Origin of the sequence: Streptomyces sp. NBC_01429, assembly GCF_036231945.1 — a bacterium.
Taxonomy (GTDB): Bacteria; Actinomycetota; Actinomycetes; order Streptomycetales; family Streptomycetaceae; genus Streptomyces.
The window spans coordinates 2,333,869-2,360,065 of the sequence record NZ_CP109599.1 but is presented as its reverse complement, the minus strand read 5'-3'; the positions used below and the strand labels follow the sequence as shown (position 1 = coordinate 2,360,065).

At 73.2% G+C, this 26,197-nt stretch carries 25 protein-coding genes, 1 pseudogene and 1 riboswitch; of the genes and pseudogenes, 13 read left to right on the top strand and 13 right to left on the bottom strand.

The window, feature by feature from the left end:
- Positions 1-135: 135 nt before the first annotated feature.
- The 6 genes from OG627_RS09795 to OG627_RS09770 form a co-directional block, all read right to left on the bottom strand.
- A complete protein-coding gene (locus tag OG627_RS09795) occupies positions 136-1,056 on the bottom strand; it encodes an MBL fold metallo-hydrolase (protein WP_329063464.1) in 921 nt (306 codons plus the stop codon).
- A 151-nt stretch (positions 1,057-1,207) separates the two neighbouring features.
- Positions 1,208-2,113 carry a sensor histidine kinase gene (locus OG627_RS09790; protein ID WP_329063462.1) on the bottom strand — a complete coding sequence of 302 codons (906 nt, stop codon included), beginning with the start codon at positions 2,111-2,113 and terminating at the stop codon, positions 1,208-1,210.
- 54 nt (positions 2,114-2,167) lie between these two features.
- Positions 2,168-2,668, bottom strand: a complete 501-nt coding sequence (locus OG627_RS09785; RefSeq protein ID WP_329063460.1) for a lipocalin-like domain-containing protein — start codon at positions 2,666-2,668, stop codon at positions 2,168-2,170.
- Positions 2,665-3,873 (bottom strand): FAD-dependent oxidoreductase, encoded by a 1,209-nt coding sequence (locus OG627_RS09780; RefSeq protein ID WP_329063459.1) that lies wholly within the window; start codon positions 3,871-3,873, stop codon positions 2,665-2,667. Before OG627_RS09780 ends, OG627_RS09785 begins: the two co-directional genes overlap by 4 nt.
- Before the next feature lie 163 nt (positions 3,874-4,036).
- The gene (locus OG627_RS09775; protein ID WP_329063457.1) at positions 4,037-5,140 is read right to left on the bottom strand and encodes a DUF6081 family protein; all 1,104 of its coding nucleotides are present in this window, start codon (positions 5,138-5,140) and stop codon (positions 4,037-4,039) included.
- Between the two features lie 167 nt (positions 5,141-5,307).
- Complete coding sequence (locus OG627_RS09770) at positions 5,308-6,243, bottom strand: NADP-dependent oxidoreductase (RefSeq protein WP_329063455.1); 936 nt, start codon at positions 6,241-6,243, stop codon at positions 5,308-5,310.
- Positions 6,244-6,385: 142 nt separating this feature from the next.
- Here OG627_RS09770 and OG627_RS09765 point away from each other — a divergent pair, with 142 nt between their 5' ends.
- Positions 6,386-7,792 carry a LuxR C-terminal-related transcriptional regulator gene (locus OG627_RS09765; protein WP_329063453.1) on the top strand — a complete coding sequence of 469 codons (1,407 nt, stop codon included), beginning with the start codon at positions 6,386-6,388 and terminating at the stop codon, positions 7,790-7,792.
- Here the strand turns inward: OG627_RS09765 and OG627_RS09760 are convergent.
- On the bottom strand, positions 7,786-8,571 hold the full coding sequence (locus OG627_RS09760) for a 3-oxoacyl-ACP reductase (protein ID WP_329063451.1): 786 nt from the start codon (positions 8,569-8,571) through the stop codon (positions 7,786-7,788). The genes OG627_RS09765 and OG627_RS09760 overlap by 7 nt on opposite strands.
- Positions 8,572-8,793: 222 nt before the next feature.
- On the opposite strand from OG627_RS09760, the gene OG627_RS09755 reads away from it, so the two are divergent.
- From OG627_RS09755 to OG627_RS09745, 3 genes are read left to right on the top strand one after another with little or no spacing between them, the layout of a single operon-like run.
- Positions 8,794-9,222 (top strand): nuclear transport factor 2 family protein, encoded by a 429-nt coding sequence (locus OG627_RS09755; RefSeq protein WP_329063449.1) that lies wholly within the window; start codon positions 8,794-8,796, stop codon positions 9,220-9,222.
- Positions 9,223-9,227: 5 nt separating this feature from the next.
- A complete protein-coding gene (locus OG627_RS09750) occupies positions 9,228-10,046 on the top strand; it encodes a hypothetical protein (protein ID WP_329063447.1) in 819 nt (272 codons plus the stop codon).
- Positions 10,047-10,053: 7 nt separating this feature from the next.
- Complete coding sequence (locus OG627_RS09745) at positions 10,054-10,836, top strand: 4'-phosphopantetheinyl transferase family protein (protein WP_329063445.1); 783 nt, start codon at positions 10,054-10,056, stop codon at positions 10,834-10,836.
- On the opposite strand, the gene OG627_RS09740 is transcribed toward OG627_RS09745, so the two are convergent.
- The 6 genes from OG627_RS09740 to OG627_RS09715 all read right to left on the bottom strand — a co-directional run bounded on the left by OG627_RS09740 (position 10,764) and on the right by OG627_RS09715 (position 16,502).
- Positions 10,764-11,573 carry an AfsR/SARP family transcriptional regulator gene (locus OG627_RS09740; RefSeq protein ID WP_329063443.1) on the bottom strand — a complete coding sequence of 270 codons (810 nt, stop codon included), beginning with the start codon at positions 11,571-11,573 and terminating at the stop codon, positions 10,764-10,766. The two genes, OG627_RS09745 and OG627_RS09740, sit on opposite strands and share 73 nt — an antisense overlap.
- Before the next feature lie 174 nt (positions 11,574-11,747).
- The gene (locus tag OG627_RS09735) at positions 11,748-12,362 is read right to left on the bottom strand and encodes a response regulator transcription factor (RefSeq protein ID WP_329063441.1); all 615 of its coding nucleotides are present in this window, start codon (positions 12,360-12,362) and stop codon (positions 11,748-11,750) included.
- 207 nt (positions 12,363-12,569) lie between these two features.
- Positions 12,570-13,565 (bottom strand): aromatase/cyclase, encoded by a 996-nt coding sequence (locus tag OG627_RS09730; RefSeq protein WP_329063439.1) that lies wholly within the window; start codon positions 13,563-13,565, stop codon positions 12,570-12,572.
- Between the two features lie 90 nt (positions 13,566-13,655).
- Positions 13,656-13,916 (bottom strand): acyl carrier protein, encoded by a 261-nt coding sequence (locus tag OG627_RS09725; protein ID WP_329063438.1) that lies wholly within the window; start codon positions 13,914-13,916, stop codon positions 13,656-13,658.
- A 106-nt stretch (positions 13,917-14,022) separates the two neighbouring features.
- Positions 14,023-15,240, bottom strand: a complete 1,218-nt coding sequence (locus tag OG627_RS09720) for a ketosynthase chain-length factor (protein WP_329063436.1) — start codon at positions 15,238-15,240, stop codon at positions 14,023-14,025.
- Positions 15,237-16,502 (bottom strand): beta-ketoacyl-[acyl-carrier-protein] synthase family protein, encoded by a 1,266-nt coding sequence (locus OG627_RS09715; protein ID WP_329063434.1) that lies wholly within the window; start codon positions 16,500-16,502, stop codon positions 15,237-15,239. The genes OG627_RS09720 and OG627_RS09715 overlap by 4 nt, the downstream gene beginning before the upstream one ends.
- 266 nt (positions 16,503-16,768) lie before the next feature.
- Positions 16,769-16,952: riboswitch (cobalamin riboswitch) on the top strand.
- A gap of 66 nt (positions 16,953-17,018) precedes the next feature.
- Between OG627_RS09715 and OG627_RS09710 the strand changes: the two genes are divergently transcribed.
- The 9 genes and pseudogenes from OG627_RS09710 to OG627_RS09670 all read left to right on the top strand — a co-directional run bounded on the left by OG627_RS09710 (position 17,019) and on the right by OG627_RS09670 (position 26,195).
- Positions 17,019-18,080: an ABC transporter substrate-binding protein gene (locus OG627_RS09710; RefSeq protein WP_329063432.1), complete on the top strand. Its 1,062-nt coding sequence runs from the start codon at positions 17,019-17,021 to the stop codon at positions 18,078-18,080.
- Between the two features lie 146 nt (positions 18,081-18,226).
- Complete coding sequence (locus tag OG627_RS09705) at positions 18,227-19,252, top strand: FecCD family ABC transporter permease (RefSeq protein ID WP_443073613.1); 1,026 nt, start codon at positions 18,227-18,229, stop codon at positions 19,250-19,252.
- On the top strand, positions 19,249-20,055 hold the full coding sequence (locus OG627_RS09700; protein ID WP_329063428.1) for an ABC transporter ATP-binding protein: 807 nt from the start codon (positions 19,249-19,251) through the stop codon (positions 20,053-20,055). Before OG627_RS09705 ends, OG627_RS09700 begins: the two co-directional genes overlap by 4 nt.
- 63 nt (positions 20,056-20,118) lie before the next feature.
- The gene (locus OG627_RS09695) at positions 20,119-20,682 is read left to right on the top strand and encodes a GNAT family N-acetyltransferase (RefSeq protein WP_329063426.1); all 564 of its coding nucleotides are present in this window, start codon (positions 20,119-20,121) and stop codon (positions 20,680-20,682) included.
- Between the two features lie 89 nt (positions 20,683-20,771).
- Positions 20,772-22,271: an ABC transporter substrate-binding protein gene (locus tag OG627_RS09690; RefSeq protein ID WP_329063424.1), complete on the top strand. Its 1,500-nt coding sequence runs from the start codon at positions 20,772-20,774 to the stop codon at positions 22,269-22,271.
- 3 nt (positions 22,272-22,274) lie between these two features.
- Positions 22,275-24,101 carry an ABC transporter permease subunit gene (locus OG627_RS09685; protein WP_329063422.1) on the top strand — a complete coding sequence of 609 codons (1,827 nt, stop codon included), beginning with the start codon at positions 22,275-22,277 and terminating at the stop codon, positions 24,099-24,101.
- On the top strand, positions 24,098-25,369 hold the full coding sequence (locus tag OG627_RS09680; RefSeq protein WP_443073439.1) for an MDR family MFS transporter: 1,272 nt from the start codon (positions 24,098-24,100) through the stop codon (positions 25,367-25,369). Before OG627_RS09685 ends, OG627_RS09680 begins: the two co-directional genes overlap by 4 nt.
- 76 nt (positions 25,370-25,445) lie before the next feature.
- Positions 25,446-25,685 (top strand): annotated as a pseudogene (locus OG627_RS09675) (CopG family transcriptional regulator); the annotation flags it as partial.
- 21 nt (positions 25,686-25,706) lie between these two features.
- Positions 25,707-26,195 carry an HIT family protein gene (locus tag OG627_RS09670; RefSeq protein ID WP_329072531.1) on the top strand — a complete coding sequence of 163 codons (489 nt, stop codon included), beginning with the start codon at positions 25,707-25,709 and terminating at the stop codon, positions 26,193-26,195.
- The last annotated feature ends 2 nt before the right edge of the window (positions 26,196-26,197 follow it).

Below are 26,197 nucleotides of genomic sequence, written 5' to 3'. Positions count from 1 at the left end.
CGAGGCGACCCTGGCCTCTCGTCTCGCCGACCTTGATGGCGCTGCCGCATCGCTCCGTGAACCTGTGATGTACACCATGGGCAGGGTGTGACGGGCCCCGCGCTGCCGACCGAGGGCGTTGTCGCGCCAGGTGTGTCAGGCGTGGCAGGTGGGGACGCGGCCGTGGTGTTGGATCATTTCGCCGAAGAGGGCGCCGATGTCCAGGGGGACGCCGGGGGCGGCGCCCCGTTCCTCGGCGTAGGCGCGGTGGAGGTTCGGTACCAGGCGCTCGGAGTCGAGGAGTTCGGCGTAGGGGCCGAGGTCGGTTTCGCGGGCCACTTCCAGCGGGGTGAGTCCGGCGCTGACGCCTTCTTCGGCCAGGCCCTGGAGCCAGCGCAGATAGCTCTCGGTCACGTCGAAGACCTCGGGGCCCGTGACCGGGCCGTGGCCGGTCACCAGCGTACGGGCGTCCAGCGCGCGCAGCCGCTCGACGGCCTGGAGGGAGCCGGAGACCGAGCCCATGGGGCAGAAAGGGGTCACGCCGGACATGACCAGGTCGCCGAGGAACAGCACGCCGCGCTCGGGCAGCCAGACGGCCGTGTCGTTGGTGGTGTGCGCCGGGCCCACATGGATCAACTCGGCCCGCAGGCCGCCCACATGGAGCGTCATCCGGTCCTGATAGGTGAGCGTGGGCAGGACCAGCTCCAGTTCCCCCCAGTGGACCTCCGGCCACAGCCCGGTCAGATGGAGTCCCGCCTCGGCCATCTCGGTGCGGGTGCGCTCATGGCCGATCACCACGGCCTCGGGGAAGACGAAGTTGCCGAAGGCGTGATCGCCGTGGAAGTGCGTGTTGACGACCGTACGGGGGGCGGCCGGCGCGACCGTCAGGGCGGCGTCCCTCAGCTGCCGGGCCCGCGCCTCGGTGGCGGCCGTGTCCACGAGCGCGGACTCGCCGTCCGCGACGATGACGCCCGCGTTGTTCAGGCACCATCCCCCGTCCGGCTGGAGATAGGCGAACACCCCGTCCGCGACCTCCTCCAGACGGGCGGCGGGACTCGTCCACTGACGTGAGATCACGGATGCTCCTGAAGGGTCGGCCCGCTGGATACGTGACGCGGGCGCGGGATACGGGAGGTGGGCGCGGAGCACGGGGCTCTCGTCACACACCTCGGCGATCCTCGCCGCAGCGGGTCGAGTCCCGGTCGAGGGGGACGCGGGACCCGCGCCGTCAGGGCATCGAGTGCATACAGGGCTGCCCGCAGTCCTCCATTTCCTCGTCCTCCTTCTCCTTTTCCCTCTCGTCCACGGGATACCCGGTGGCTGCCGGTGTCTCCGGAACGGGACACACCGCGAGCAGATGGAACCAGCCGTCCCTGTCGGTGTATACGGACAGCTCGCCGCCGGCGTCGGCCATCCGGGCCGCCAGATTGTCCAGCCCGTTGCGCCGCCGCCGCGTCGGGTCGGGACTTCCCCTCAGCCCGTCGTTGGACAGCGCCAGCGAGATATTGCCGCCCGCCCGTCTCACGCGGATGCGGCACCTGCGCGCCTGGCTGTGGCGCAGCAGATTGGCGACGCCCTCCCGCAGCACCGTGGCCATCACGGTGCTGACCTCGGTGGGCAGCGCTCCGGCGTGCACCTCGATGTCGGAGGCGACACCCGCCGAGTCCAGGACGCCGCGCACCGAGGCGACCGCCTCGGTCAGCGACAGGTCCGGATAGCGCTGGGACACCTCCCGTACGTCGCGCAGCGCCTGCCGGGAGATCTCCAGGACCTCCGCCAGCTCCCGCCGCGCCCGGATCTCGTCGCTTCCCACCATCCTCCGGGCGAGTTCGCTCTTGAGGGTGATGGCCGAGAGGCTGTAGCCGAGCAGGTCGTGCAGGTCACGGGCGAACCGCGCCCTCTCCTGCGCCACGGTCGCCGCGGTGTCCTCGCTCCGGGCGTGGGAGAGGGTCAGCCCGTGGCACAGGAGCCCGGCGGCCACGGGGGTCAGGATCGCGAGCACGGCGTCCAGCAGGTCGAGGCCCCCGCGGGAGTGGTAGAGATTCAGGAGTGCCACGAGGCCCAGGCCGCACCAGCCGCCGAGGATGATCCGGAACCCCGGCCGCCGAGTGGACGCGTACCGCTCTGCCGACATGCAAGAACCCCCCTCGCGACCGTCTGCCTCCAGTCTGGTCGCTACGCGTAGGAATTACCTTGGTGGTGGTGTTCTGTCGCGAAGTGGTAACTCCCCGGCAATACGCGCTCGTTCCCAGTGCAGGACGCGGCGCTGAGGTTGGCCGGAAACCACGGCCGAACCACTGAGAACCAGCCGGTCTCCGTCCAGTGTGACGTCGCGGATCTGCTCGGTGTCCGCCCACAAAGGATTCGAGCACACTTCGATCATGTGTACGAGTTGATTCCCGGACACTCTCCAGCCCCCCGCGTATCCCATGTAACCGACGGCGGGGCCCGGTGGTCCTGGGCGCATCATGTCGACCGACATGTAGCCGTCGGCGCTGTAGAACAGCAGCCCCCGGGGCTCGGGGCCGAGCGGTCCCTCGGATGTGGCGCCCTCGTCGTCGATGTCGAAGTACGCGACGAGCCGCCACAGTCCGGCCAGTTCGGCGCCGCTCGGTGCGGGCGTAGTTGTGGGCGCGGTTGTAGTCGTCGTCGCGGTCCGCGTCTCTCCGGTCGTTCCTGGCGCGCTCACTTGTCCGCTCCGACGCTCTCCGGGCGGACGCCGAGCCCGACGATACGGGCCAGGAGGCGCGGGACGACCGGGAAGCGGCGGCCCAGCCGTGGCACCAGCGGCTTGTCCGTCCCCTTGCGGGTCGCGCTCGGGTAGAGGTCCGAGAGCAGCCGCAACTGGATGAACTGCACGACCCGCATGGGGAATTGCCTGCGCCGCTGCACCCGGCGCAGCTCGGGGAGGGTCGGGGTGCGTCCCTCGCGCAGGACCGGCCCGAGGATCCGGGCGGCGGCTACCGCGTCCTGGATGGCCAGATTGATACCGACGCCGCCCGCCGGTGACATCGCGTGGGCGGCGTCGCCGACGCAGACCAGGCCCGGACGGTACCAGCGGCGCAGCCGGTCGATCCTGACGTCCAGGAGCTTGATGTCGTCCCAGTCGTTGATCTCCTTCTCCAGCCGCTCGCGCATCCCGCCGTGGATCGCGGCGACGGCGTCCCGGAAGCCGCCGAGGCCGGCCTCGCGGACCGCGCCGTACCCGCCCTTGGGGATCATGTAGACGATCTGCCAGAAGTCGCCCCGGTTGATGGTCCCGATCAGGAACCCGTTGCCCGCCCGGATGGTGGGGTAGACCTCGCCGTCCTCCCTGCTCAGCCGGAACCACAGCGCGTCCATCGGGGCGACGCTCTCGGCGGTCCGCAGCCCGGCGTGGGCGCGCATCGTGGAGTGCCGTCCGTCGGCGGCGACCACCAGCTTCGACGCGAACTCCACAGGCCCCTGGGGGGTGTCGGCCCGTACCCCGGTGACGTGGCCGCCGGCGGTCACCAGTCCGGTCACCGTGGCTTCCTGGAGGAGCCGGAAGCCCGGGTAGCGGCGCCCGGCCTCGGCCAGGAAGTTCAGGACGTCCCACTGCGGCATGAAGGCCATGTACGGATAACGGCTGCGCAGGCGGGTGAAGTCGCTGAAGGTCACCGGTCCCATGGCGGTCTCCATGGTGATGGCCGGAGCCTTGATGTGATGGATCTTCAGAAACTCCTCCACCAGGCCCAGTTCCTCAAGCACCTGGAGCGTGGAGGGGTGCACGGTGTCGCCCCGGAAGTCACGCAGGAAGTCCGCGTGCCTCTCCAGGACGACGACTTCGAGCCCCTGTCTTGCCAGCAGCAGGCCGGCCATCATTCCGCCGGGCCCGCCTCCCACGACACACACGTCGACGCGTTCGACACTCATGCGCAACTCCCCTGATCGGACCGGCCATCAGGCTGTCCGAGGGGACTCGAATACGGGTCGAACGGTCCGGGCGGGACGGTGTCGGGCGGGACGGGTGGGACGGGCGGACGGGACGTCGGGCCCGCCCGCCGTCCCGTCCGAAACATCCCGCCCGGACGGCGGGTCAGCCGACGCCGATGGACACCCGGCGCACCTGGAGTTCCGCGCCCTGGCCCCACAGCCGGTTGGCCGGAAGGCTGCTGTCGTCGATGAAGGTCTGCGGCGTCGGCTCGCCCTGGCGCGGGGCGTAGTACGACCTGTCGGAGTCCAGCCGCACCAGGCCGCCGCCGTCCGCGCCCGCCCCGTCCAGCAGGGTGAAGGTGCCCACGCCGCAGTTCAGCTGGCGCGGCAGGACGGTCTGGTCCGTACCGCCGTGGTCCACCAGCAGATACCGGCGGTCCAGCGCCCGGTGGCCGATGGCGTTCACGGACAGCACGGTGGCCCCGTTGATCTTCCACGTCACCCGCGACCGGCCGCGGTCCAGGACCACCTGGTACGTCGGGCTCGTACCCCGGGCGAAGGTCGCGACGGGCACGGCGTAGCTGTACGCGGCGTAGTCGGTGCCGGGGACGCGGATCCGCTCGTAGAGCGCGTACGCCTTGTTGTCGGTGACCAGGAAGCCGAGGATCACGCCGCTCTCCAGGTCGCCCGCGACCACCGCGCCCGCCGCCAGCCGGGGGTCGTTGCGCGCGTCGGTGACGGCCGAGCCGAAGGGGTGGCGCTCGGAGCCGCGGGTACGCGCCGACATGGTGGTCGTGCAGGTCATCGCGCCGGTCGCGGGGGTGTCGTACCCCGGGGTGCCACTGGCGGCGAAGTGCCGGGGCCAGGCCAGCCACTTCATCCGGTCGGCCGTTCCGGCGCCGCCGGCCGACTGCTGTCCGCTGGTGAAGGCGAAGGCGGGTGCGCCGGTGAGCGGATCGGTGCCGGAGGGCACGACCTTCAGCCCCTGGGACGAGGTGGAGGTGACACCGTCCCCGCCCGGCAGATCGCCGATCGGCAGCCGCATCCAGGGCCCGCTGTCCGAGCTGTCGAATCCCGATCCGAAGTCGTCGCTGAACAGGACGGTGCCGGCGGTGCGCGCCCGCTCCGACGACGCGGACGTCCGCGTCTGCGTCTGCGTTTGCGTCTGTGCCTGCGTTTGCGTCTGTGCCTGCGCCGCCGCCGGCAGCAGAGCGGCGGTGAGGGCCACGGCGATCAGGCCGATCGCGGCTCGTAGTCTGCTTCCCATGCTCGTCTCCTCTGTGGTGGAACTGCGCGCCACAGCATGGAAGGACGGGCACGAGGAACACTTGAGGGAGGCCGGGGTTCCTCTCGGCGGCGCGGGACATCCCGCCGTCGCCGCCCCCGGGGGACCGGTCCCTCAGGGAGCGGCCGGACCCCCGTGCGCGCCGGTGCTCAGACCGTCACGACGACCTTGCCCCGGGTGTAGCGCCCGGCCGCGAACTCCGCGAGCGCCTTCGGGGCGTCGGAGAGCGGGTACGTGGCGGTCACCTCGACGCTCAGGTCGCCCGAGAGCACCCGCTCGGCGAGCGCCCCGAGCCGGCCGTCCCTGGTGGCCATCCGGACGTACGTCACGGTGACGCCGCGCTCGAACTCCGTCGGTCCCATCAGGGTGGACACCAGCCGGCCCCCCTCCTTGACCGCCGCCGCCGTGCCGGCCAGCGCCGGACCCCGGCTGATCAGGTCCACCACGGCGTCGACCCCGTCGGGCGCGAGGCGCAGCGCCTCCTTCAGGGTGTCGACGGCGGTGTAGTCGATGACCTCGGACGCGCCCAGGCCCCGTACGTACTCCGCGTCCGCCGGGGCGGCGGTGGCCAGCACCCGCAGGCCCGCCCGGGACGCCAGCTGCACCACGAAGCTGCCGACACCGCCGGTCGCGCCGATGACGAGCAGGGTCTGCCCGGTCTCGCCCGCCACCGCGTCCAGCACGCACTCGCCGGTGAGCGAGGTCGAGACCAGCGCCGCCGCGCGCGCCGCGTCCAGCCCCGCGGGCCGCGGGGCGACGTCGGGACCCTCGGTGACCAGCGTGTACTCGGCGATGGTGCCGGGGTGGAAGTGGGTGTACGCCAGGACCTCGTCCCCGGCGGCGTAGCCGGTGACGCCCTCGCCGACCGCCTCCACCACGCCCGAGGCGTCCATGCCCACCACGAAGGGGTGCTCGACCGGCATCATCTCGCGCATCGCGCCGACGACCAGCGCCGCGTCGAGCGGGTTGAGCGCGGCGGTCTCGACCCGGACCAGGATCTGCCCCGGACCGGGCGCGGGCTTGGGCACATCGGTGACGACGAGCTGGTCCAGGGGACCGTACGAAGGGGCGACGAGAGCCTTCATCGGGACGTAACTCCTCAAGGAGGGGAAGCGGTTCCCGCCCAGCTTCACCCCCCGGTCCCCACTCCGTACCTGCCCGTCGGAGCGGTTGGACCTACCCGAAAGAGCGGTCCCCACCGGCTGCCCGGCGACTAGCATCGCGGCCATGGACCTTCAGGGCCGATCGGACCCCGGGCAGGCGTCGGACGCCCGTCATGTGTCGCACGCCGGGCACGCGTCGGACCTCGGGCACACCTCGGACCCAGGGCACACCTCGGACGCCGGGCACGCGCTCGCGTGGGCGCTCGCCATCCTCCAGGCGCCGCCGGGCCGGACCCTGGACCGGCTGTCAGTGGTCCTGGCCGAGGCGCTGCCGCACCGGGCGCTCGCCATACTGACCGGGGACTGCGCGCGCTCCCCGATGCGCACGCACGGCGAACCGGCCCTGGCCGACAAGATCTCCAGCGCCGAACTCGCCCGGCTGGCCGGATCGGTGGACATCGGCACCCCCTACTTCGGCCCCGCCGCGCTCGCCGGGGACACCCGGCCGGTGCTGGGCGCGGCCTCCGCGCCCTCCGGCGCCTCCGGGGCGCTGCTGGTCATCGTCCCCGACGACGGTGTGGTGCCGGACGCCGCGGTGCGCGGGACCGTCCAGCAGCTGTGGGACCTGGCCTGTCTGCACCTCGCCGGATACGCCGCCCAGGCGCATCCGGAGCCGCTCGCCGGCAACCGCGCGGCGGCCGGCGAACGGGCCCGGGTGATCGCCGAACTCACCGACGCCCACACCGCCGCCCTCACCGCGATGCTGGGCGCGCTGCGCTCGCGCACCCTCGACGACACCACGGCCCGGCGCACCGCCACCGACATCGCCGTCTCCGCGCTCATCGAGCTGCGCGCCACCAGTGACCTCGACCGGGCCCTGAGCGAGGAGACGGCGGGCGAGGCGTTCGCCCGGCTCACCGAGCGGCTCGACCCGCTCATCCGCTACAGCGACGTGGTTCTCGACCTCGTACCGCCCCCGCGCGCCCACCAGTTGCTGCCCAGCGACATCGCCAACACCGCCCGCGCTGTGGTGCGCGGCACCGTACTGATCATGCTGGAGCAGGAGGGCGTGGGGCGGATCCGGGTGGCGTGGCACGCCGAGAACACCGAACTGCGGATCGATCTGCGCGACGACGGCCCCGGTGCGCTCGCGCCGGACGCCCTGGCGATACACCGGCTGTCGGACCGGGTGACCGCGCTCGGCGGCACACTGGCCCTGGACGCGGCCCCCGGCTGGGGCAGCACGCTCACCGCCACACTGCCGCTGGCCGCGTCGGAGACCGCGTCCGCGCACGCGCTGGACTCGCTCAATCCGCGCGAACTCCAGGTCCTGGAGTGCCTGACCCAGGGATATCGCAACCGGCGGATCGCCGAACAGCTCCACATCAGCGAGCACACGGTGAAGTTCCATGTCGCCAATGTCCTGGAGAAGCTCTCCGTCGGCTCGCGCGGCGAGGCCGCCGCCGTCGCCCGTGACCTCGGCCGCGCGGTGCCGGCCCCGCCCCGGCGGCCGGCCTCGACGGCTCAGTAATTCCCCAGGCCACCACAGACGTTGAGCGCCTGGGCGGTGACCGCCGCCGCGTCGTCGCCGACCAGGTACTCCACCATCGCCGCGACCTCGCGGACCTCCACGTACCGGCCGAGCGGCACCCGCTGGCTGATCCGGTCGTGGGTCTCCTCCTCGGTCACCCCCCAGATGTTCGCGTAGTGCGTGCGCACCCGCTCGGCCATCGGCGTCTCGACGAACCCCGGGCACACCGCGTTGACGGTGATGCCGGTACGGGCCAGCTCCAGCCCGAGCGCCTTCGTGAAGCCCACCACGCCGTGCTTGGACGCCGAGTACGGAGCGGCGTGCACCACGCCCTGCTTGCCGCCGGTCGACGCGATGCTGATGATCCGGCCGCGCTCCTTGCCCAGCATGCCGCCGGCGTTCAGCACCTCCTTGGTCATCAGGAAGACGCTGTTCAGATTCGTGTTGATCACGTCGAGCCACAGCTCGTCGGAGATCTCTGCGGTGGCTCCGCCGCCGCTGCGCCCCGCGTTGTTGACCAGGATGTCGACCGGGCCGAAGCGCTCCACCGCCGACCGCACGTACGCCTTGATCTGGGCCGGATCAGCCACGTCACAGGTGGTGCCGTCCACCTCCAGGCCCTGTTCCTGCAACTCCTTTATGGTGGCGGCAAGTTGCTCCTGCCGGCGGCCGCAGACGTAGACGCGGGCGCCCAGTCCGGCGAGCCGCCGGGTGATCTCCAGTCCGATGCCGCTGGTGGCGCCCGTCACCAGGGCCACCGGCTTGACTGCCTCCGCCATGTTCTCCTCCATCACCTGCGGTCGCGTGTGCGTCGAGCCTGCGGCGCGCCCCTTGAGTACCGGTGGAAGCGGTCTCGACCGTGCCTCGGCGGAGGACCGGGCGGGGGTTGCGGGGGGTTATGGCGCGGATCCCGGCCGGGCGGCGCCTGAAGCCGTTTTCGAGCCCTCTTCGAGTGGACGCGGACAGCATGCCCGTACCACCCGCACTCCCCGGAGGCCCGGATGACCAGCACATACGCCATGACCGAGCTGTACACACAGGTGCAGCACTTCTACGCGCGGCAGATGCAGGCGCTCGACACGGGCCGGTTCGAGGAGTACGCCGGGACCTTCACCGAGGACGGCAGTTTCCAGCACACGCCCACCGTGCCGCCCGCCGTCACCCGGCCCGGGATCGTCGCCGAACTGCGCTCGTTCAACACGAAGTACGCGGGCGATCCGGTCCGCAGGCGCCACTGGTTCAACCAGATCGTTCTCGACCCCCGTCCGGACGGCGCCATCGACTCCACCGTCTACGCGATGATCGTGCGGATCCGGCCCGGCGAGCGCCCGGAGATCTGGCCGCACTGCCTGCTGCACGACGTGCTGGTGGAGCAGGAGGGCGAGATCCTCATGCGCTCACGGGTCGTCACCTACGACGAACAGCGCTGAGTCCGGTGCCGTACGCCGGAAGCCCCGCGCGCGGCACGACCGCGAGCGAGGCCGTCACCGCCGATGCCGTCACTGCCGGTGCCGCCCCGACCCACGTCCTCCCGACCGGTGCCGTCCCGCCCCACGTCCTCCCGACCGATGCCGTCGCGACCGGTATCGACGCGCTCGCCGGCGCGCTGCGCTCCGTGCTGGTCGCTGCCCGCTCCGGCCGGGCCGGGGTCCGGCCGCTCACCGCGCCCGCCACCGGGGCGGCGCTCGGCGCGGTCGTTCTCGACCTGGCCCTGCTGCGCGCCGCCGCCCGGGGCGCGGCCCCCTGGGTGGCGGACCGGCTCGTGCCCCGGCTGCCGCTGGACAGCGCCCGGTGCCTGGCGACGGTCCTCGGCCCGGCGCTGCACCGCGCCGACGGGCCGTACGGGGAGTACCGCCGCCACCTCGCCGTGCTGGCCGCGCTCCCGGCCCCCGGGCCCGTACCGCTCGATGTTCTGCGCGCGCACCGGCCGGCGCTCGCCGTGCCGGGCGCCGGGCACGGCCCGGCGCACGGCCCGCTGGGGGAGCTGCTGCGGGACCTCTCCGGGGAACTCGCCGAAGTACGCGCAGAATGCGCCGCGTTGACGCCGGGTGATCCGCGCGTACGGGCCGCGGCCGAACGCCACGCGCTGCTCGGCGCCGCCGCCTGCCTCCTGCGCGACGCGTCGGAACCGGTCCCTGTCCGGTCCCTGTCCCCGCTCCTCCCGGAGCTGCCCCCGCGTGTGCTGTCCGGGTGCGCCGGACCCGAGCCGCTGCTCGGCGCGCTCGGCCGGGTCGCCGCCCGGCTGGGCCGGTGACGGCGCGATGCGTGCCGTCCGCGTCACCGGACCCGACGGGCCCTGGCAGCCGGTGCGTTCGGCCCTCCGCGCGCGGGGCGCCGTACTGGTCCACTCGCCCGCCGAGGGCTGGGAGACCGGCGCGGCCGAGCTGGAGCGTCTCCTCGGCCGGGACGGCGCGCGCCACCGGGCCCTGGCCGGACACGCCGTACGGCAGCGGCGGTTCGCCGTCTCCCGGCTGCTGCTGAAACACGCCGCCGCCACCGCGCTGGACGTCCGCCCGGCCGACCTGGAGCTGGCCCGTACCCCCGGCGGACGCCCGTACCTGCGCGGCTGGGGCGACATCGAGGTGAGCCTGAGCCATACCCGCGGGCTGGTCGCCGTGGCCCTGAATCTGCGCGGCGCCGTCGGTACCGACGCCGAGCCCGCCACCCGCGCCGTCCACGGCACCGGCCTGGAACTGCGCGCCTGCACACCCCACGAACGCGCGGCCCTGGACCGGCTGCCCGCGCACCGGCGCGATCTGGCGCTGCTGCGGCTGTGGACGCTGAAGGAGTCCTACACCAAGGCCCTGGGCACGGGACTCCGGCTCTCGTTCGCCTCCTTCGGCTTCGCCCTGCCGCCGGACGGCGGCCCGCCGCTGCTGCTGCGGGCCGACGGCGCTCCCGCGCCGCAGGACGAGTGGCGCTTCACCAGCCGCGTCCTGCCGTCCGGCCATGTGGTGGCGACGGCTGCGGGTCAGCCGACGAGCCGCCTGGTCTCCTCCTCGGGCAGTTCGAGGTCCAGCGAGTTCGACAACACGGCCTGGTAGAGCCGCTGGAGGCGCGGCGACGGCTCGATCCCCAGCTCGTCGATGAGCGTCCGGCGCAGCCGGTGGAACGCCGCGAGGGCCCGCGAGGTCCCGCCCGACCGGTAGAGGCTGGTCATCAGCTGCGCGCAGAGGTTCTCGTCCATCGGATGCTGGGCGGTCAGGGTCCGCAGCTCAGGGACGAGCGCGGTGTGCCGGCCGCGCCGCAGATCGGCCTCGACGCGCTGGCCCAGCGCCCGCATCCGGGCCTCTTCGAGACCGACCAGCTCGGTCTTCAGGACCCGGCCGGCCGGTACGTCCGTCAGCGCCGGTCCGTTCCACAGCCGCAGCGCGCGCTGAAGATGCACCGAGGCCGACCTGAAGTCCCCCAACTCCATGGCCGCGTAGCCCTGTTCCGCCGACCGGTGGAACTCCCGCACGTCGAGCGAGTTCACCGGTCCCGCCAGCTGGTAGCCGTTGAAGCGGGTGGCCAGGATGTCCTTGGCCGCCGTGCCGGAGTCCGGTCCCAGCGCCGCGCCGATCCTGCGGCGCAGCTGGAGGACGTACGTCTGGAGGGTGGTCGCCGCGCTGCGCGGGATGCCGTCCCCCCACAGCTCCTCCATCAGCGTCGGCACCGGGACGGGCCGGCCGGCCCGTAAAGCGAGCAGTCCGAGCACCTGACGCGGTTTGCCCGCGCTGGGTACGATCGAGACCCCCCGTTCACTGACGGCCAGTTGCCCAAGTACGTTGATGTCCAACATCGGTCGGTCCTCCCCCATGAGGAGCCGGGAGCGGTTCCCCGGCGTCGACCCGAGCCTGACACCGGTCGTGCCGTGGGCATAGTTAGGCCGTCAGCGACCTGGGTATGAAGTCCCCATCGTGTGTGACGCATGATTCCGGGCGTGAGATCTTCACGGCTCTCGGGGCCCGGCCGCTCAGTACCGCTGGAGCCAGCCGACGTCCCGGGCGATCCGGACCGCGTCCATCCGGTTGCGTGCGTGCAGTTTGGTGACGGCCGCCGACAGATAGTTCCGTACGGTGCCCACGGAGAGATGGAAGTGCGCGGCGATCTCCTGCGCCCCGGCGCCCTCGGCGGCCAGCCGCAGCACGTCCGTCTCGCGGCGGGTCAGCGGGGAGTGCTCGCTGTCCCAGGCGGCCAGCGCCAGCTCCGGGGCGATCACCCGCTGACCGGCCGCGATCTTCCTTACCGCCTGGGCCAGTTCGGCGGGCGGGGCGTCCTTGAGGAGGAACCCGGCGACCTGGGTGTCGAGCACCCGGCGTACGGTGCCGCTGCCGCCCAGACTGGTGAGCACCAGCGTGCGGCACTGCGGCAGCCGCTCGCGTAACTCGGCCGCCGCCGTGAGCCCGTCGAGACCCGGCAGGTCGATGTCGACGATCGCGACATCGGGGCGGTGCTCCAGCGCGGTACGCACGATGGTGTCGCCGCGGTCCAGTTCGGCGACGACCGTGATGTCGTCCTCCAACTCCAGCAGGGCCACCAGCGCGCCCCGGATCATGTGCATGTCCTCGGCCAGCATGACTCGTATCATCGATTGCCTTCCCCCTGTCGACCGGGGGGCTGGATCGTGATTCAGCCCCCCAGGGGCCGATAGTACGGAGGAGAGGTTCGGCGACCGAGTCGGTTTGCCCTCCGTGTCGCTCTTTGCTGAAACTCGCGCCCAGTTTTTACCGAACGTGAGAACGGGCGGGATCCGGCCGGTGGATTCCCTTCCGTGTCAGGCGTGTTCGGCGCGGTGTCAGGCGCGATCCGCCGCGCGATCCGCCGCGCGGGACGCCGCGTGCGACGCGGCGTGACTCATGGTGGCGAGGCTGTTGCGCCCCAGCGCGTCGCGGATGTGGTTCCTGGCGTCGGCGAGCGTGCTGCCCTCGCCCAGCACCTCCGCCACCGCCGCCGGATTCAGCACGACGGTGTGCGTGGCCGACGCCACCGGACCGTCGGGACCCTCGGTGAAGGTCCACAGACCGCTGTGGCCCGACAGCAGCCGGGGCATGGCCAGTTGCTTGTACGCGATCCACTCCGGCGCCCGGCACACCCGCACCGAACGCGTCGAGTGGGCCGACCCGTCGGCCGTCACCGTGTCCATCCGCAGCTCCTGGACGCCGGGCACGGTCTCGGTCAGCTCGACCCCGGCCACGTGCGGCAGCCGCTCCGCCCACAGATCGGCGCGGTTCACGAAGTCGTACGCCGCCTCGGCCGGCCCCTCCAGCGGCACCCGGTCGGTGAACGAGAACACCACGTCCTCCACCGGGTGGCCCAGCTCGGCCACCCGGGCCAGCGCGGCCAGCTCCTCGGCGCTGTTGCGGTCCAGGCCGCGCAGGAGCCCCTCCACGGTCGCCGGGTCGTCGTCGGTCGCGGCGAAGCGGTGCCGGAGCACCACCTCGGTACGCCCGCCCGGCAGTTCACGGAAGAGCCAGCCGCCGCCCATGGCGGCGACCGGAGGGTGGCTGCGTTCCTGACGGAAGCTCACATACCGGCGCTCGGGGTCCAGGACCCGCCGGGAGACCCAGTTGGCCACCTCGCCGTTGACCAGGGCCCAGATCTCGAAGCGCTCGCCGCGCCCGCCGCGTTCCAGATGGACGAGATGAACGCTCGGGCCGAAGATCGCGGGCCAGCGGGTGGCGTCGGCCACCAGGTCGTAGAGCACCTGGGCGGGCGCGGAGACGATACGGGTGTGCTCGGTGCGGTGTGTCGTCGGCCGGGCCGTGCCGGCGGGCCGGGTGGTCGCTGTCATGGGGCGGTTCTCCTCAACACGCTTGCGGAACAGGGAGGGTGAGGGGCCCTGCCCCCTCACCCTGAGTGGTGGTGCGCACGGCCCGGCGGGTCAGCCGGCCGTCGCCACGGCGGTGTCGTTGACCAGGCTCAGCAGGGCGCGGGGTGTGCCGACCTCGGCCACGTCGTCGTCCGTCAGGTCGACGCCGAACTCCTGCTTGATCCGGGCCGCGCTCTCCATCAGCGCCAGCGAGTCGTAACCCAGCTCCTCAAGAGGGGTGTCCAGGATGTCGCCGGTGAGGTCGATGCCGTCGTCCTGGCCCGCGCAGGCCACCAGGATGCGGCGGAGGTCGTCGAGGTCCATGGTCGCCATGAGAGTTCCCCGCTCTTTTCTGTGAGGTGATGAGGTCGTTGAAGTGGTGGAAGTGGTTGAAGTTGAGGTGGTTGAAGTTGAGGTGACCGAGGCCGGGGCGGGGCGGTCACTGCTCGGGACCGGTGACGACCACCGCCGAGTTGAAGCCCCAGCGACCGCGCGCCAGGACCAGCGCGGCCGTGACCGGCCGGCCGCGCGGCTCGCCCCGGACGAGGTCGATGCCGTACTCCGGCGGTACGTCGGCGCTGTGGCCGGTCGCCGGGATCACCTGGTCCCGGATCGAGAGCAGCGCGGTGACCAGGTCGACCGGGCCGCCGCCCGCGGAGAGCCGGCCGGTGAGCGCCTTGGGCGCGGTGACCGGCACGCCGTGCGGCCCGAAGATCTCGCGGATCGCCTCGGCCTCGGCCCGGTCGAGTTCCGGTGTCCCGGCCCCGTCTGCGAACACCACGTCGATGTCGGAGGGCCGCAACCCCGCGTCGGCCAGGGCAAGTTCGGCGGCGCGGCGCAGCCCCGGCGGACGGCCGGAGCCGGGCCTGGGGTCGAATGTCGCCGCGTAGCCGACGACCTCCCCGTACACCTGCGGCGCACCGCGCTCGCGCGCCCGGGCGCCGTCCTCCAGGATGACGATCGCGCCGCCCTCGCCCGGCACATGGCCCGACGCCGCCGTGTCGAACGGCAGATAGGCGCGGGCCGGGTCGTCGACGGTGCTGACCAGCCCGCCGGACAGCTGGGCCGACCAGCCCCACGGGTCGAACGCCGAGTCCACCCCGCCGCTGAGCACCATCGACGTGCCGCGCCGCACGGTGCGCCGGGCGTGGCCGACCGCGTCGAGCCCGCCCGCCTGCTCGGCGACGAGCGCGGCGCCGGGTCCGCGCATGCCGTTGCGGATGGAGATCTGGCCGGTGTTGACGGCGTAGAACCAGGCGAACGACTCGTAGACGCTGACGAATTCGGGGCCCTGGCTCCAGAGCTTGTGGAACTCCCGGTGGGTGAACTCGAAGCCGCCCTGCGCGCTGGAGGTGACCACGCCCATCTCGTAGTCCGGCAGGGTCTCGGGGCCGATCCCGGCGTCCGCCAGCGCCCAGTCGGCCGCGACCAGCGCGTACCGGGTCGAGACGTCGGTCTGCGGCAGCAGCCGGCTGGGTAGCAGCTCGCCGGCCTCGAAGTCCAGGATCTGCCCGGCCAGCCGGGACGGGTAGCCCGAGGCGTCGAAGCGGGCCAGCTCGCCGATCCCGCTCTGCCCGGCCAGCACGGCCTTCCAGTAGGCGTCCGTGCCCAGCCCGTTCGGGGCTGCCACGGCGAGCCCGGTGATCACCGTACTCATCGCGCCACCTCCGGATCGTGCAGCACCATCGCGCTCTGGAAACCGCCGAAGCCGCTGCCCACCGTCAGGACGGTGTCCACCCGCTGCTCGCGCGCGGTCAGCGGTACGTAGTCCAGGTCGCACTCCGGGTCGGCCGTGCGCAGATTCGCCGTGGGCGGTACGACATTGGCGTCGATGGCCAGCAGCGAGGCCGCGATCTCGATCGAGCCGATGGCGCCGAGCGAGTGCCCCACCATCGACTTGATGGAGCTGATGGGCACCTCACGGGCCCGCTCGCCCAGGCTGCGCTTGTAGGCGGCGGTCTCGTGCCGGTCGTTCTGCTTGGTGCCCGAGCCGTGCGCGTTGATGTAGTCGATGGCGCCGCGGTCCAGGCGGGACTCGTCGAGCGCCACCCGGATCGCCTCGGCCATCTCGCGGCCGTCCTTCTTCAGACCGGTCATGTGGTACGCGTTGCACCGGGTGGCGTAGCCGCCGACCTCGGCGTAGATGTGCGCGCCGCGCGCGCGGGCCGCCCCGTACTCCTCCAGCACGAACATGGCCGCGCCCTCCGCGAGCACGAAGCCGTTGCGCGAGCCGTCGAACGGCCGGGAGGCGTGTTCCGGGTCGTCGTTGCGGGGGGTGGTGGCCTTGATGGCGTCGAAGCAGGCGACCACGATGGGGGAGATCGGGGTGTCGGCGGCGCCGGCGACGACGGTGTCGACGGTGCCCTCCCGGATCAGCTGCACCGCGTAGCCGACGGAGTCGAGGCCGGAGGTGCAGCCGTCGGAGACCATCGCCACCGGGCCCTCCGCACCGGCGGCCCAGGCCACCTCGGCGGGCATCACCCCGGGGCTGAGGTAGTCGAACATGTGCGGCGAGAGATAGCCGGGATCCACCAGCCACTCCCGGCCCGCGTCCGACATGACCAGGTACTCGTTCTCCAGACTGGTCGCCGAGGCGACCGCGCTGCCCAGGCTCACCCCGATCCGGTGCGGGTCCAGGGAGTCCAGCTCCAGACCGCTGTCGGCGATCGCCTCCCGGGTGCAGGCGACGGCGAACTGGGTGGCGCGGTCCATCCGGCGGATCTCCCGGGGGCTGAGCCCCTCCGCCGCCGCGTCGAAGTCGACCTCGCCCGCGATCCGGGACCGGAAGGGCGAGGCGTCGAAGAACGAGATGGCGCGGGTGGCGGTACGGCCGTCGGTCAGCAGGCTCCAGAACTCCTTCGTCCCGGCGCCTCCGGGGGCGCGTACGCCGATACCGGTGATCACTACGCGCCTGCTCAACGCGGGCCTCCCGCGCGGTCGTGGGCGGGGCCTTGGGCGGGGCCGTGGGCGGGGCCCGGCCCCGTGGACCGGCAGCGCCCGGCGCCGGTCCTGTCTCGGTTCATGCGGAACATCGCTGTGCGTCCTTTCGCCTCAGAGCCTGTCGGGTGCAAGGCTGCTGGTGGCGACTTGAGCGCGGCTCGACGCCGGATGGTGGCGCGAGGGAGCGCGGCCGGTGACCGGGGCCCACCTGTGGAAACACGGCCGACAGGGGCGATTTCCGGCTGTGATAGCTTGCCGAGGCCAGTCGAACCCATGTACGTGGGTCAGGGAATCCGGTGGAAATCCGGAGCTGACGCGCAGCGGTGAGGGTGACGGGCGTGGCATCGGCCACTGGGCGGCGACCGTCCGGGAAGGCGTCACGTCCGGGAGATCCCGAGTCCGAAGACCTGCTGGCCGCCCCCGTCCTTTCAGGCGGCGGGGGAGCACCGTACGAACGGGCTCCGCGCATGGGCCCTCGAACGCAGAGGAACCACCGTGCCGATCGCGCGCCCGCTCCGTCCCGCCGCACTGACGACCCTGCTCCTCGCCGGAGCCCTGTCCCTGACGGCCTGCGGGGGAGGCGGTACGGCACAGGACGCGAAGACGGCCGAGGACGAGGCCGCCGGATATCCCCGTACCGTCGAGAACTGCGGACAGCGGGTACGGATCGACGCCCCGCCCCGCCGCGCCGTCTCGCTCAACCAGGGGACGACGGAGATCATGCTCTCCCTCGGTCTGGCGGACCGCATGGCCGGGACCGCGACCTGGACCGACCCGCTGCTGAAGGGGCTGGAGAAGGCCAACGCCGAGGTCCCCCGGCTCGCGGACAACAACCCCTCCTTCGAGAAGGTCCTCGACGCCGAGCCCGACTTCGTCGCCTCCTCCTTCCAGTCGACGCTGGGCAAGGGGGGCGTGGCCACCCGGGCGCAGTTCGAGAAGCTGGGCGTGCCCACGTACATCTCGCCCGCCGACTGCACCAAGAACGACAAGACCGTGGGCACGGACGGCGCCCGCTCCACCCCGCTGGCCATGGAGAGCGTCTACGGCGAGGTACGGGACCTGGCCGAGGTCTTCGGGGTCGAGGAGCGCGGCGAGAAGGTCGTCGCCGCGCTTGAGGCCCGGATGGCGAAGGCGACGGCGGGGCTGGACGCGGCGAAGACCGAGAAGGTCACGCTGCTGTACTGGTTCGCCAACTCCGACTCCCCGTACATGGGCGGCTGCTGCGGCGCCCCCGGCATCATCACCAACGCCGTCGGCGCGAAGAACGTCTTCGACGACACCCAGGACGAGTGGCCCCAGATCAACTGGGAGACGGTGGCCGACCGCGACCCCGACTTCCTGGTGATCGGCGACCTCACGCGCAAGTCGCAGTCCGCCGAGACCGCCGCCAAGAAGATCGAGTTCCTGGAGTCCAATCCGGTCACCAAGGAGATGGACGCGGTCAGGAACAAGCGGTACGTGCTGCTCAGCGGCCAGGCGATGAACCCGACCATCCGCACGGTCGAAGGCGTCGAGAAGGTCGCCGCTGCGCTGCGCTCGTACGCGCCCGCGAAGTGACGATCCAGCGGGAGCGGGATCCGGAGCGGGACTCGGCGAGAGATCCGGCGGGGGAAGCGGCCGCGGATCCCGGTGCGCCGCAGTCCGCCGCACCGGAGCACGCCGCACCGACCTCCGCCGCACGCGCCTCCCGCGGGCCGCGCGCCCTGTGGGGTCCGGGGAGCCCGCGCGTGCTGCTCCTGTGCGCCGGCGGGCTCGCCGCGCTGGTGGCCTCCGTCGCCGTCGCGATCACCATCGGCCCGGCGCAGATCCGGGTCGGCGACGTCTGGTCGGTCGTGGCCGCTCACCTCGGCTGGGGCGAGTCGCGGCTCACCCCGATCCGCGACGGAATCGTATGGAACCTGCGGCTGCCGCGCACGCTGCTCGCGGCCGTGTGCGGCGCCGGACTCGCGGTGTGCGGGGCGGTCATGCAGGCGCTGCTGCGCAATCCGCTCGCCGACCCGTTCGTGCTCGGTGTCTCCTCGGGCGCCTCCACCGGCGCCGTGCTCGTCGTCGTCCTCGGGGTGGGCGGCGGCGCCCTGTCGCTGTCCGGCGGCGCGTTCCTGGGCGCGCTCTGCTCGTTCGCGATGGTGCTGCTGCTCAGCCACACGCTCGGCGGGACGACGGACCGGGTGGTGCTCTCCGGGGTCGCGGCCATGCAGCTGTTCTCCGCGCTCACCTCCTTCATCGTCATGACGTCCGCCGACGCGGAGACCACGCGCGGCGTGCTGTTCTGGCTGCTCGGCTCGCTCGGCGGCGCCGGCTGGAACGATGTGTGGATCTGCTCCGCCGTGCTCGCGCTCGCGCTGCTGGTGTGCGGCGGATACGCCAGGACCCTCGACGCGTTCGCCTTCGGGCAGGACGCGGCGGCCACGCTCGGCGTCTCCGTCGGCCGTACCCGCCTGGTGCTGCTCTGTGTCACGGCCCTGCTGACGGCGGCGCTGGTCAGCTCGGCGGGGGCGATCGGCTTCGTCGGTCTCGTCCTGCCGCACGCCGCCCGCGCGCTGGTCGGCCCCAACCACGGCAGGCTGCTGCCGGTGACGGCCCTGGCCGGGGCCGTGTTCCTGGTGTGGGTCGACACCCTGGCCCGTACCGTGCTCGACCCGCAGGAGGTACCGGTGGGAGTGGTGACGTCCCTGATCGGCGTACCGGCGTTCGTGGCCGTGCTGTACCGCGCCCGGAGGACGGCATGACCGGCGCGACGCCCCCGCCCGGACTGCGCGCCGAGCGGGTCTCCCGTACCGCCGGGGGGCGGCTCGTCCTGGACGGGGTCGGCCTCGCGCCCGCGCCAGGCTCCACGCTGGGGCTGCTCGGGCCGAACGGCTCCGGCAAGTCGACCCTGCTGCGGATCCTCGCCGGAGTCCTGGCGCCCGCCTCCGGTGTCGTCACCCTCGACGGCCGCCCGCTCCCCGAACTCGGCCGCAGGGCGATCGCCCGCCAGGTCGCCGTCGTCGAGCAGCAGGCCGGTACCCAGGTCGAGCTGACCGTGCGCGAGGTCGTACGCCTCGGCCGCGTCCCGCACCGCCGCGCCTGGACACCGGAGTCGGCGGGCGACGACGAAGCGGTGCGTACGGCGCTGGAGCGCACCGGGCTCACCGACCGGGCCGGCCAGTCCTGGCACACCTTGTCGGGCGGCGAGCGCCAGCGCGTGCAGATCGCCCGCGCGCTCGCGCAGGAACCCCGGGAACTCCTGCTGGACGAGCCGACCAACCACCTCGACATCCAGCACCAGCTCGACCTGCTGAACCTCGTGGCCGCGCTGCCCGTCACCACCGTCATCGCCCTGCACGACCTGAATCTCGCGGCGATGTACTGCGACCAGGTCGTCGTGCTCCAGCACGGCCGCGTGGTGGCCGCCGGCGCCCCCAGGGAGACCCTCACCGAGCAGCTCATCGCGGCCGTCTACGGCGTACGCGCGACCGTCACCCCGGACGGTCCCGACGGCCGGCCGCATGTCCGCTTCCTGGGCACGGTCAGGGCGGCGCCCTCCGGCTGAGGCGGCGGCCCTCCGGCAGAGGCGGCGTGCGGGCGGCCGGGGCTTAATGCGTATGATGCGCAAGTGCCTAGCTATCGCATCCGAACGGCGACCCCCGATCACCTCGACGCCGCGCGCGCCGTCATGCTCGACACCGTCTACCGCGACTTCGGTACCGGGTACGTGCCGCGCTGGCACGCCGACATCATCGATCTCGCGGGCGCGTATCTGGCCTCGCCCCGGCACACGCTGCTCGTCGCCCTCGACGAGAGCGGGAGTGGGAGTGAGGGCGGGGACGGGAGCGAGGGCGTCGTCGCCGTCGCCGCGCTGGACTCCCGCGGGCCCGTCAATCCCCCCAACCCGGCCTGGATGGCGGAGCGTTACCCCTCCGGGGAGACGGCCCAGCTGCGCCGCGTCTACACCCGCCCCGGCCATCGCCGCCAGGGCCTCGCGCGGGCGCTGGTGCGTGAACTGGTGGACTTCGCGGTGGCGGACGGCGGATACCGCTCGGTCTATCTGCACACCGATCCGGCGGTGCCCGGCGCCGAGGCGTTCTGGCGCTCGATGGGCAAGGCGGTGTGTGATGAGCGCGAGGAGATCGCGGGCGGCGGTCAGAGCATCGTGCACTTCGAGATACCGCTCGGCTGATGAAAACGGTTGTCATGTAATCTCTCGTTCGTTCGTCCCGTAGCCGGTGTGTCACCCACAGACCCCGCAGAGAACAGAGAACGAGGATCATGCGCTCCGTCCGACCTCGCCGGTGGGCCGCCGGCCTGCTGCTCATCCCCCTGCTCTCCGGCTGCTTCGCCTCCGGCGGCTCCGCGGACCCCAAAGCGGGCTCCGGCGAGGGCAGGCGGCTGCGGGTCGCGCTGGCCTTCCCGCCCTCCGAGTCCTTCTCCCCGTACGGGGCCGACGCGACCCTCCTCAGCCGGCTCGGCGTCACCGAGGGGCTGACGAAGCTCGACGGCAACGGCGCCGCGGCCCCCGCGCTCGCCGAGTCCTGGACCAAGGAGAACGCCCGCACCTGGCAGTTCACCCTGCGCGACGCGCGCTTCCAGGACGGGACGCCGGTCACCGCGTCCGCTGCCGCCGCCGCCCTCACCCACGCCGCCCAGGCGAGCCCCGCGCCCGCCGCGCTCTCCGGGGTCTCCCTGACCGCCGAGGCGTCCGGCGACCGCCGGGTGCGGGTCACGACCGCGACGCCCGACCCCGTACTGCCGCTGCGGCTGGCCGGGCCCAGCCTCGCCGTGCTGTCCCCGCAGGCGTACGGGAAGAAGGGCGCCGCCGACCCGGTCGGCCACGCCACCGGACCCTTCACCCTCACCAAGGTGAACGGCTCCACCTCCGCCGCCCTGGACCGCTTCGACGACTACTGGGGCGGCCGGGCCCAGGCGTCCGGCATCGACGCCAGGTTCATCGCCGACGGCACCGCCCGCGCCAACGCGCTGCGCACCGGTGAGGAGGACATCGCCGAGGCGCTCCCGTTCGCGCAGGCGGCCTCCCTCGCCAAGGGCACCGGCCGCGAAGTCCCCACCGCCCGCACCACCAGCCTCTACCTCAACACCGCTTCCGGCCCCTTCACCGATCCGAAGCTCCGGGCCGCCGCCCGCGCCGCGATCGACACCTCCGTCCTCGCCAAGAACGTCTACGAGGGATACGCCGACCCCGGCCAGGGCATCTTCGGCCCCGCGCTGACCTGGGCGGCGGGCAAGCGCGAACAGCCCACCGGACGCGCCGCCGCCGCGAAGACCACCGGCGCCACCGTCCGGCTCGCCACGTACGACAACCGGCCGGAGCTGCCCGAGGTCGCGCAGGTGCTCCAGCAGCAGCTGGAGAAGGCCGGCTTCAAGGTGACGCTGACCGTACGGGAGTCCTCGCGCATCGAGGGCGACGCGCTGGCCGGGAAGTTCGACGCGTTCGTCGGCGCGCGCAACACCATGCTCGACACCGGCGACCCCGTCTCGGTCCTCGCCAGCGACTACACCTGCGACGGCACGTACAACATGGCCCGGCTCTGCGACAAGACCGTCGACCAGGCCGTCGCCACCGCCGACGCCATCGGCGACCCGGAGAAGCGGCAGGACGCCGCGATGGCCGCCGAGGCCAGGATCCTGGGCACGGACGCGGTCGTTCCGCTCGTCCACCAGCGCAACATTCTCGGCGTCTCCGCCGCCGTGAGCGGTGTCCTCCTCGACCCGTACGAGCGCACCGTCGTCGCCACCGGCACCCGGCGCTGAGCCATGTCCCGTACCTCCCGGGCCCGCATATCCCGGCCGGGCCTGACGGCCCTGTGGCGCTCCGTGCTCGCGGGCGGGCTGCTGTGCGCCATCGGCCTGCTGCCCTGGCTCTCGCGCACCGATCCCGCGCTGACCGTCCTCAAGGCGCGCTCCGCCGACCGCGACCCCACCCCCGAGGCGCTGGCGGCGGTACGGGACCAACTCGGCCTCGGCGCCGGGCCGCTGCGGTTGCTCGGGCAGTGGCTCGGCGACCTGGCCCACGGCGACGCCGGCCACTCCTGGATCTCCGGGAGCGCCGTACTGCCCTCCGTCGTCCAGGCCCTCGGTGTGTCGCTGCTGCTCATGGGCGTGGCGATGGTCGCGGCGCTCGCGACGGCCGCGCCGGTGTGCGCCCGCACGCTGCGGCGCGGGGCGGCGGGGCGGCCGGCCGGGCCCCGCGCGGGCGGGGTGGCCGCGATGCTCGCCTCGCTCCCCGAGTTCCTGACGGCGTCCGTGCTGGCCACCGTCGTCGGCGTACAGCTGGGCTGGCTGCCCGCGCTCGGCTGGTACGGGCCCCAGTGGCTCGTCCTGCCCGCGCTCGCGCTCGGCGTGCCCGCCGGCGCGCTGCTCGGCCGGCTGCTCGACGACTCGCTGCCCGGCGCGTTCGCCGAACCGTGGGCGCTGGCCGCGAGCGCGCGCGGCCTGCCCGGGCGCCGCATCGTCCGGCAGGCGCTGCGGCGCTGCTTCCCCGGACTGCTGCCGAACCTCGGGCTGTTCGTCGTCGGCCTCACCGGCGGATCGGTCGCCGTGGAGCAGATCTTCGACATCCCCGGACTCGGCCGGCTCACCCTCCAGGCGGCCATCGCCCAGGACCTGCCGGTGCTCCAGGCGGGCACGCTGGCACTCCTGCTGCTCGCCGCCGTCGCCGGAGGTGCCACCAGGGGAGTGGCCCGGCTGCTGCTGGGGCCCGTCCTGCGCGACGGCGCGCTCACCTCGCCGCACCGGGCCGGACCGCCGGCCCGCTCCGTACTGCCCTTCGTGTACGGGGTGCCGCTGCTCGGCGTCGTAGCTGCGGGGCTCTTCCGCGATCCGCTGGCACTGGACACCGCCGCCCGGCTGCGCCCGCCGTCCTGGGCGCACCCCTTCGGCACGGACGCGCTCGGCCGCGACGTGCTGGCGCGGGTCGGGCACGGAGCGCTCACCACGCTCGCGGTGGCGGTCGCGGTGAGCGCCGCCGCGCTGCTGATCGGGGTGCTGCTGGGGCTGGTGCCGAGGGTGTCGGGCGCGGCCGTGGACACCGTGAACGCCGTACCGCCCGTGCTCGCCGGACTCCTCGTCGCCGGGGTCGCTGGCAGCGGCCCTTACACCCCGGCGCTTGCGGTCGCCGCCGTCGCCTGGGCGCCGCTGGCCGCGCACGCGGCCGCGCTGCTGACGCAGGAGCGCGCCACCACACATCTCAGCGCCACCCGCGCGCTCGGCGCGGGCCCGCTGCATCTGCTGCGGTACGAGCTGCTGCCCGCCGTCGTCCCGCCCGTCACCCGGCACGCGCTGCTGCGGCTGCCCGCCGTGGCGCTCGCGCTGGCCTCCCTCGGCTTCCTGGGCCTGGGCGCGCAGCCGCCGTCGCCCGAGTGGGGCCTGCTGCTCGCCGAGAACCTCCCCTACGCGGAACGCGCGCCCTGGGCGGTGCTGGCCCCGGCCGCCGTACTGGCGCTGCTGGGCGCGCTGGCGGTGTCGGCGGCGGGCGGAATACGGATACGGATACGGATACGGGGACGGGGCCGGTGGCCCGCACGGCGGCCGGAACCGTCCGCGCCCGCCCGCGGGACGGCGGCCCCGAGGAGCGCCGGATGACCGAACGCCCGGCGGCGCCCGACGGCCACGCCGAAAGCGCCCGGCGGTGGCCGCGCTCAGGGACAGGGATGTGGAGTGAACTGTCCCCGCTGCTGCGGCTGCTGATCCTGACCCAATTCGCCTTCAACGTGGGCTTCTTCGCCGTACTGCCGTTCCTGGCCGATCACCTCGGCGCCGGGATCGGCCTGGCCGGCTGGCTGGTCGGCCTGGTCCTGGGGCTGCGTACGTTCAGCCAGCAGGGGCTGTTCCTGGTCGGCGGCGCGCTGACCGACCGGTACGGCGTACGGCCCGTGGTGCTGACGGGGTGCGCGCTGCGGATCGCCGGGTTCGTGTGGCTCGGGTACGCGGACCGTACGGGGCCGGTCATCGGCGCCGTCCTGCTGATCGGCTTCGCGGCGGCGCTGTTCTCGCCCGCCGTGGAGTCCGAGGTCACCCGCCAGGCGGTGGCCCGCGCGGACGCGGGCGGCGGACCGCGCACCGGCGTCCTCGCGCTCTTCACGGCGGCCGGGCAGGCGGGCGCGTTCGTGGGGCCGCTGCTGGGCGCGCTGCTGCTGGCGGTGGACTTCCGTACGGTCTGCCTCGCCGGGGCGGCCATCTTCGTCCTCGTCCTGGCCGGGCACGCGTGGCTGCTGCCCCAGCACATCCCCGGCCGGCCCCGGGTGAGCGGGCGGGGCGGGATACGGCGCATGCTCGGCAACCGGCCCTTCCTCGCGCTGTGCGCGGTGTACGGGACGTATCTGCTGGTGTACAACCAGCTCTATCTCGCCCTCCCGGCCGAGGTGGAGCGCGCGGCGGGCTCCCAGGCGCCGCTGGCCTGGCTGTTCGCGCTCTCCTCGCTGCTCGTCGTCACCACCCAGCTCCCCCTCACCAGCTGGGCGGCCGACCGCCTCGGCCTGCGCCGTTCCATGGCCACCGGGCTGCTGTTCCTGTCGGCGGGCTTCGCGCTCGTGGCCGCCACGCTCCCGGCCGGGCGCACCGGCGCGCCGGGCCTGCTCCCGGCGGCCGGCTTCGTGGCCCTGCTCGCCATCGGCCAGATGCTCATCGCCCCCGCCGCCCGAGCCTGGCTCCCCGACCTGGCCGCCCCCGGCCGCCTCGGCCTCTACACGGGCGCGCTCTCCTCCGTATCCGGCCTGATCGTCCTGGCGGGCAGCGCGGCCACGGGCGCACTGACGGACACGGGGCTGCCGGGCGCGGCGGTGTGGCTGGTCCTGGCGGCGATCCCGCTGGCGGCGATCGGTGCGCTGCCGGGGCGGGCGGCGGGGGAGTGAGCGCGTGGGGTGTTCGCGTACGCCCTGCGGCGAAACGCGGCTCCACGGGTGGGACGCGTCCGGCAGGATCCGCGGCATGAGCGAGCCCACCCACAAGTATTCGATCACCATGCCGAGGGCTGTCGCCGAGGCCGCCCGGTCACGCGGCGGTTCATCCGGACTCTCGGCGTACGAAGCAGCCGCTGTCGCACGGCAGCGTGAGCGGGACAATCCGAAGGAACTCATCGAAGCGGCCGAGGCCGAACACGGCCCGATCACCGAGGAGGAGATCCAGTCCACGCGCGAGATCTCGCGGCGCGCCCGCGAGGAACAGCGGCACTCGACCCACCGGCGGCCCATGGATCTGGGCACGTACGAGCAACGGGCGCGCGGCGGGCCCTGCTTCGTGTGCTCCTTCGTCGCGGGGGACCCGGCGTACGCGCACGAGACGGTGTACGAGGACGACGCCCACGTGGCCTTCCTCGACCGGTATCCCACCCTCCCCGGGAAGGTCCTCGTCGCGCCGAAGGCCCATGTCGAGCATGTCGTCCGCGACCTGGACGAGGCCGCGTACACCCGGCTGACGCTGCTCGTACGCACGGTGGCGCTGGCCGTCGAGGACGTGGTGGCGCCCGAGCGCACGTACCTCCTCTCCCTCGGCAGCGCCGAGGGCAACGCCCATCCGCACTGGCACATCGCCGGCCTGCCGCCCGGCGTTCCCTACGCGCGGCAGCAGTACCACGCGCTCATGACGGAGCACGGCGTGCTGGACGTACGGCCCGAGGACGGCGCCGCGACGGCGGCCCGGCTGCGGCGCGCGGTCGCCGAGCGGCTGCGGGGCGGCTGACG

Coding starts and splice junctions, on each gene's coding strand:
- OG627_RS09790 (WP_329063462.1), bottom strand. CDS start 2,113: ATGTCGGCAGAGCGGTACGCGTCCACTCGGCGGCCGGGGTTCCGGATC.
- OG627_RS09780 (WP_329063459.1), bottom strand. CDS start 3,873: ATGAGTGTCGAACGCGTCGACGTGTGTGTCGTGGGAGGCGGGCCCGGC.
- OG627_RS09775 (WP_329063457.1), bottom strand. CDS start 5,140: ATGGGAAGCAGACTACGAGCCGCGATCGGCCTGATCGCCGTGGCCCTC.
- OG627_RS09770 (WP_329063455.1), bottom strand. CDS start 6,243: ATGAAGGCTCTCGTCGCCCCTTCGTACGGTCCCCTGGACCAGCTCGTC.
- OG627_RS09765 (WP_329063453.1), top strand. CDS start 6,386: ATGGACCTTCAGGGCCGATCGGACCCCGGGCAGGCGTCGGACGCCCGT.
- OG627_RS09760 (WP_329063451.1), bottom strand. CDS start 8,571: ATGGCGGAGGCAGTCAAGCCGGTGGCCCTGGTGACGGGCGCCACCAGC.
- OG627_RS09755 (WP_329063449.1), top strand. CDS start 8,794: ATGACCAGCACATACGCCATGACCGAGCTGTACACACAGGTGCAGCAC.
- OG627_RS09745 (WP_329063445.1), top strand. CDS start 10,054: ATGCGTGCCGTCCGCGTCACCGGACCCGACGGGCCCTGGCAGCCGGTG.
- OG627_RS09740 (WP_329063443.1), bottom strand. CDS start 11,573: ATGTTGGACATCAACGTACTTGGGCAACTGGCCGTCAGTGAACGGGGG.
- OG627_RS09735 (WP_329063441.1), bottom strand. CDS start 12,362: ATGATACGAGTCATGCTGGCCGAGGACATGCACATGATCCGGGGCGCG.
- OG627_RS09730 (WP_329063439.1), bottom strand. CDS start 13,565: ATGACAGCGACCACCCGGCCCGCCGGCACGGCCCGGCCGACGACACAC.
- OG627_RS09725 (WP_329063438.1), bottom strand. CDS start 13,916: ATGGCGACCATGGACCTCGACGACCTCCGCCGCATCCTGGTGGCCTGC.
- OG627_RS09720 (WP_329063436.1), bottom strand. CDS start 15,240: ATGAGTACGGTGATCACCGGGCTCGCCGTGGCAGCCCCGAACGGGCTG.
- OG627_RS09700 (WP_329063428.1), top strand. CDS start 19,249: ATGACCGGCGCGACGCCCCCGCCCGGACTGCGCGCCGAGCGGGTCTCC.
- OG627_RS09690 (WP_329063424.1), top strand. CDS start 20,772: ATGCGCTCCGTCCGACCTCGCCGGTGGGCCGCCGGCCTGCTGCTCATC.
- OG627_RS09685 (WP_329063422.1), top strand. CDS start 22,275: ATGTCCCGTACCTCCCGGGCCCGCATATCCCGGCCGGGCCTGACGGCC.
- OG627_RS09680 (WP_443073439.1), top strand. CDS start 24,098: ATGACCGAACGCCCGGCGGCGCCCGACGGCCACGCCGAAAGCGCCCGG.
- OG627_RS09670 (WP_329072531.1), top strand. CDS start 25,707: ATGGATCTGGGCACGTACGAGCAACGGGCGCGCGGCGGGCCCTGCTTC.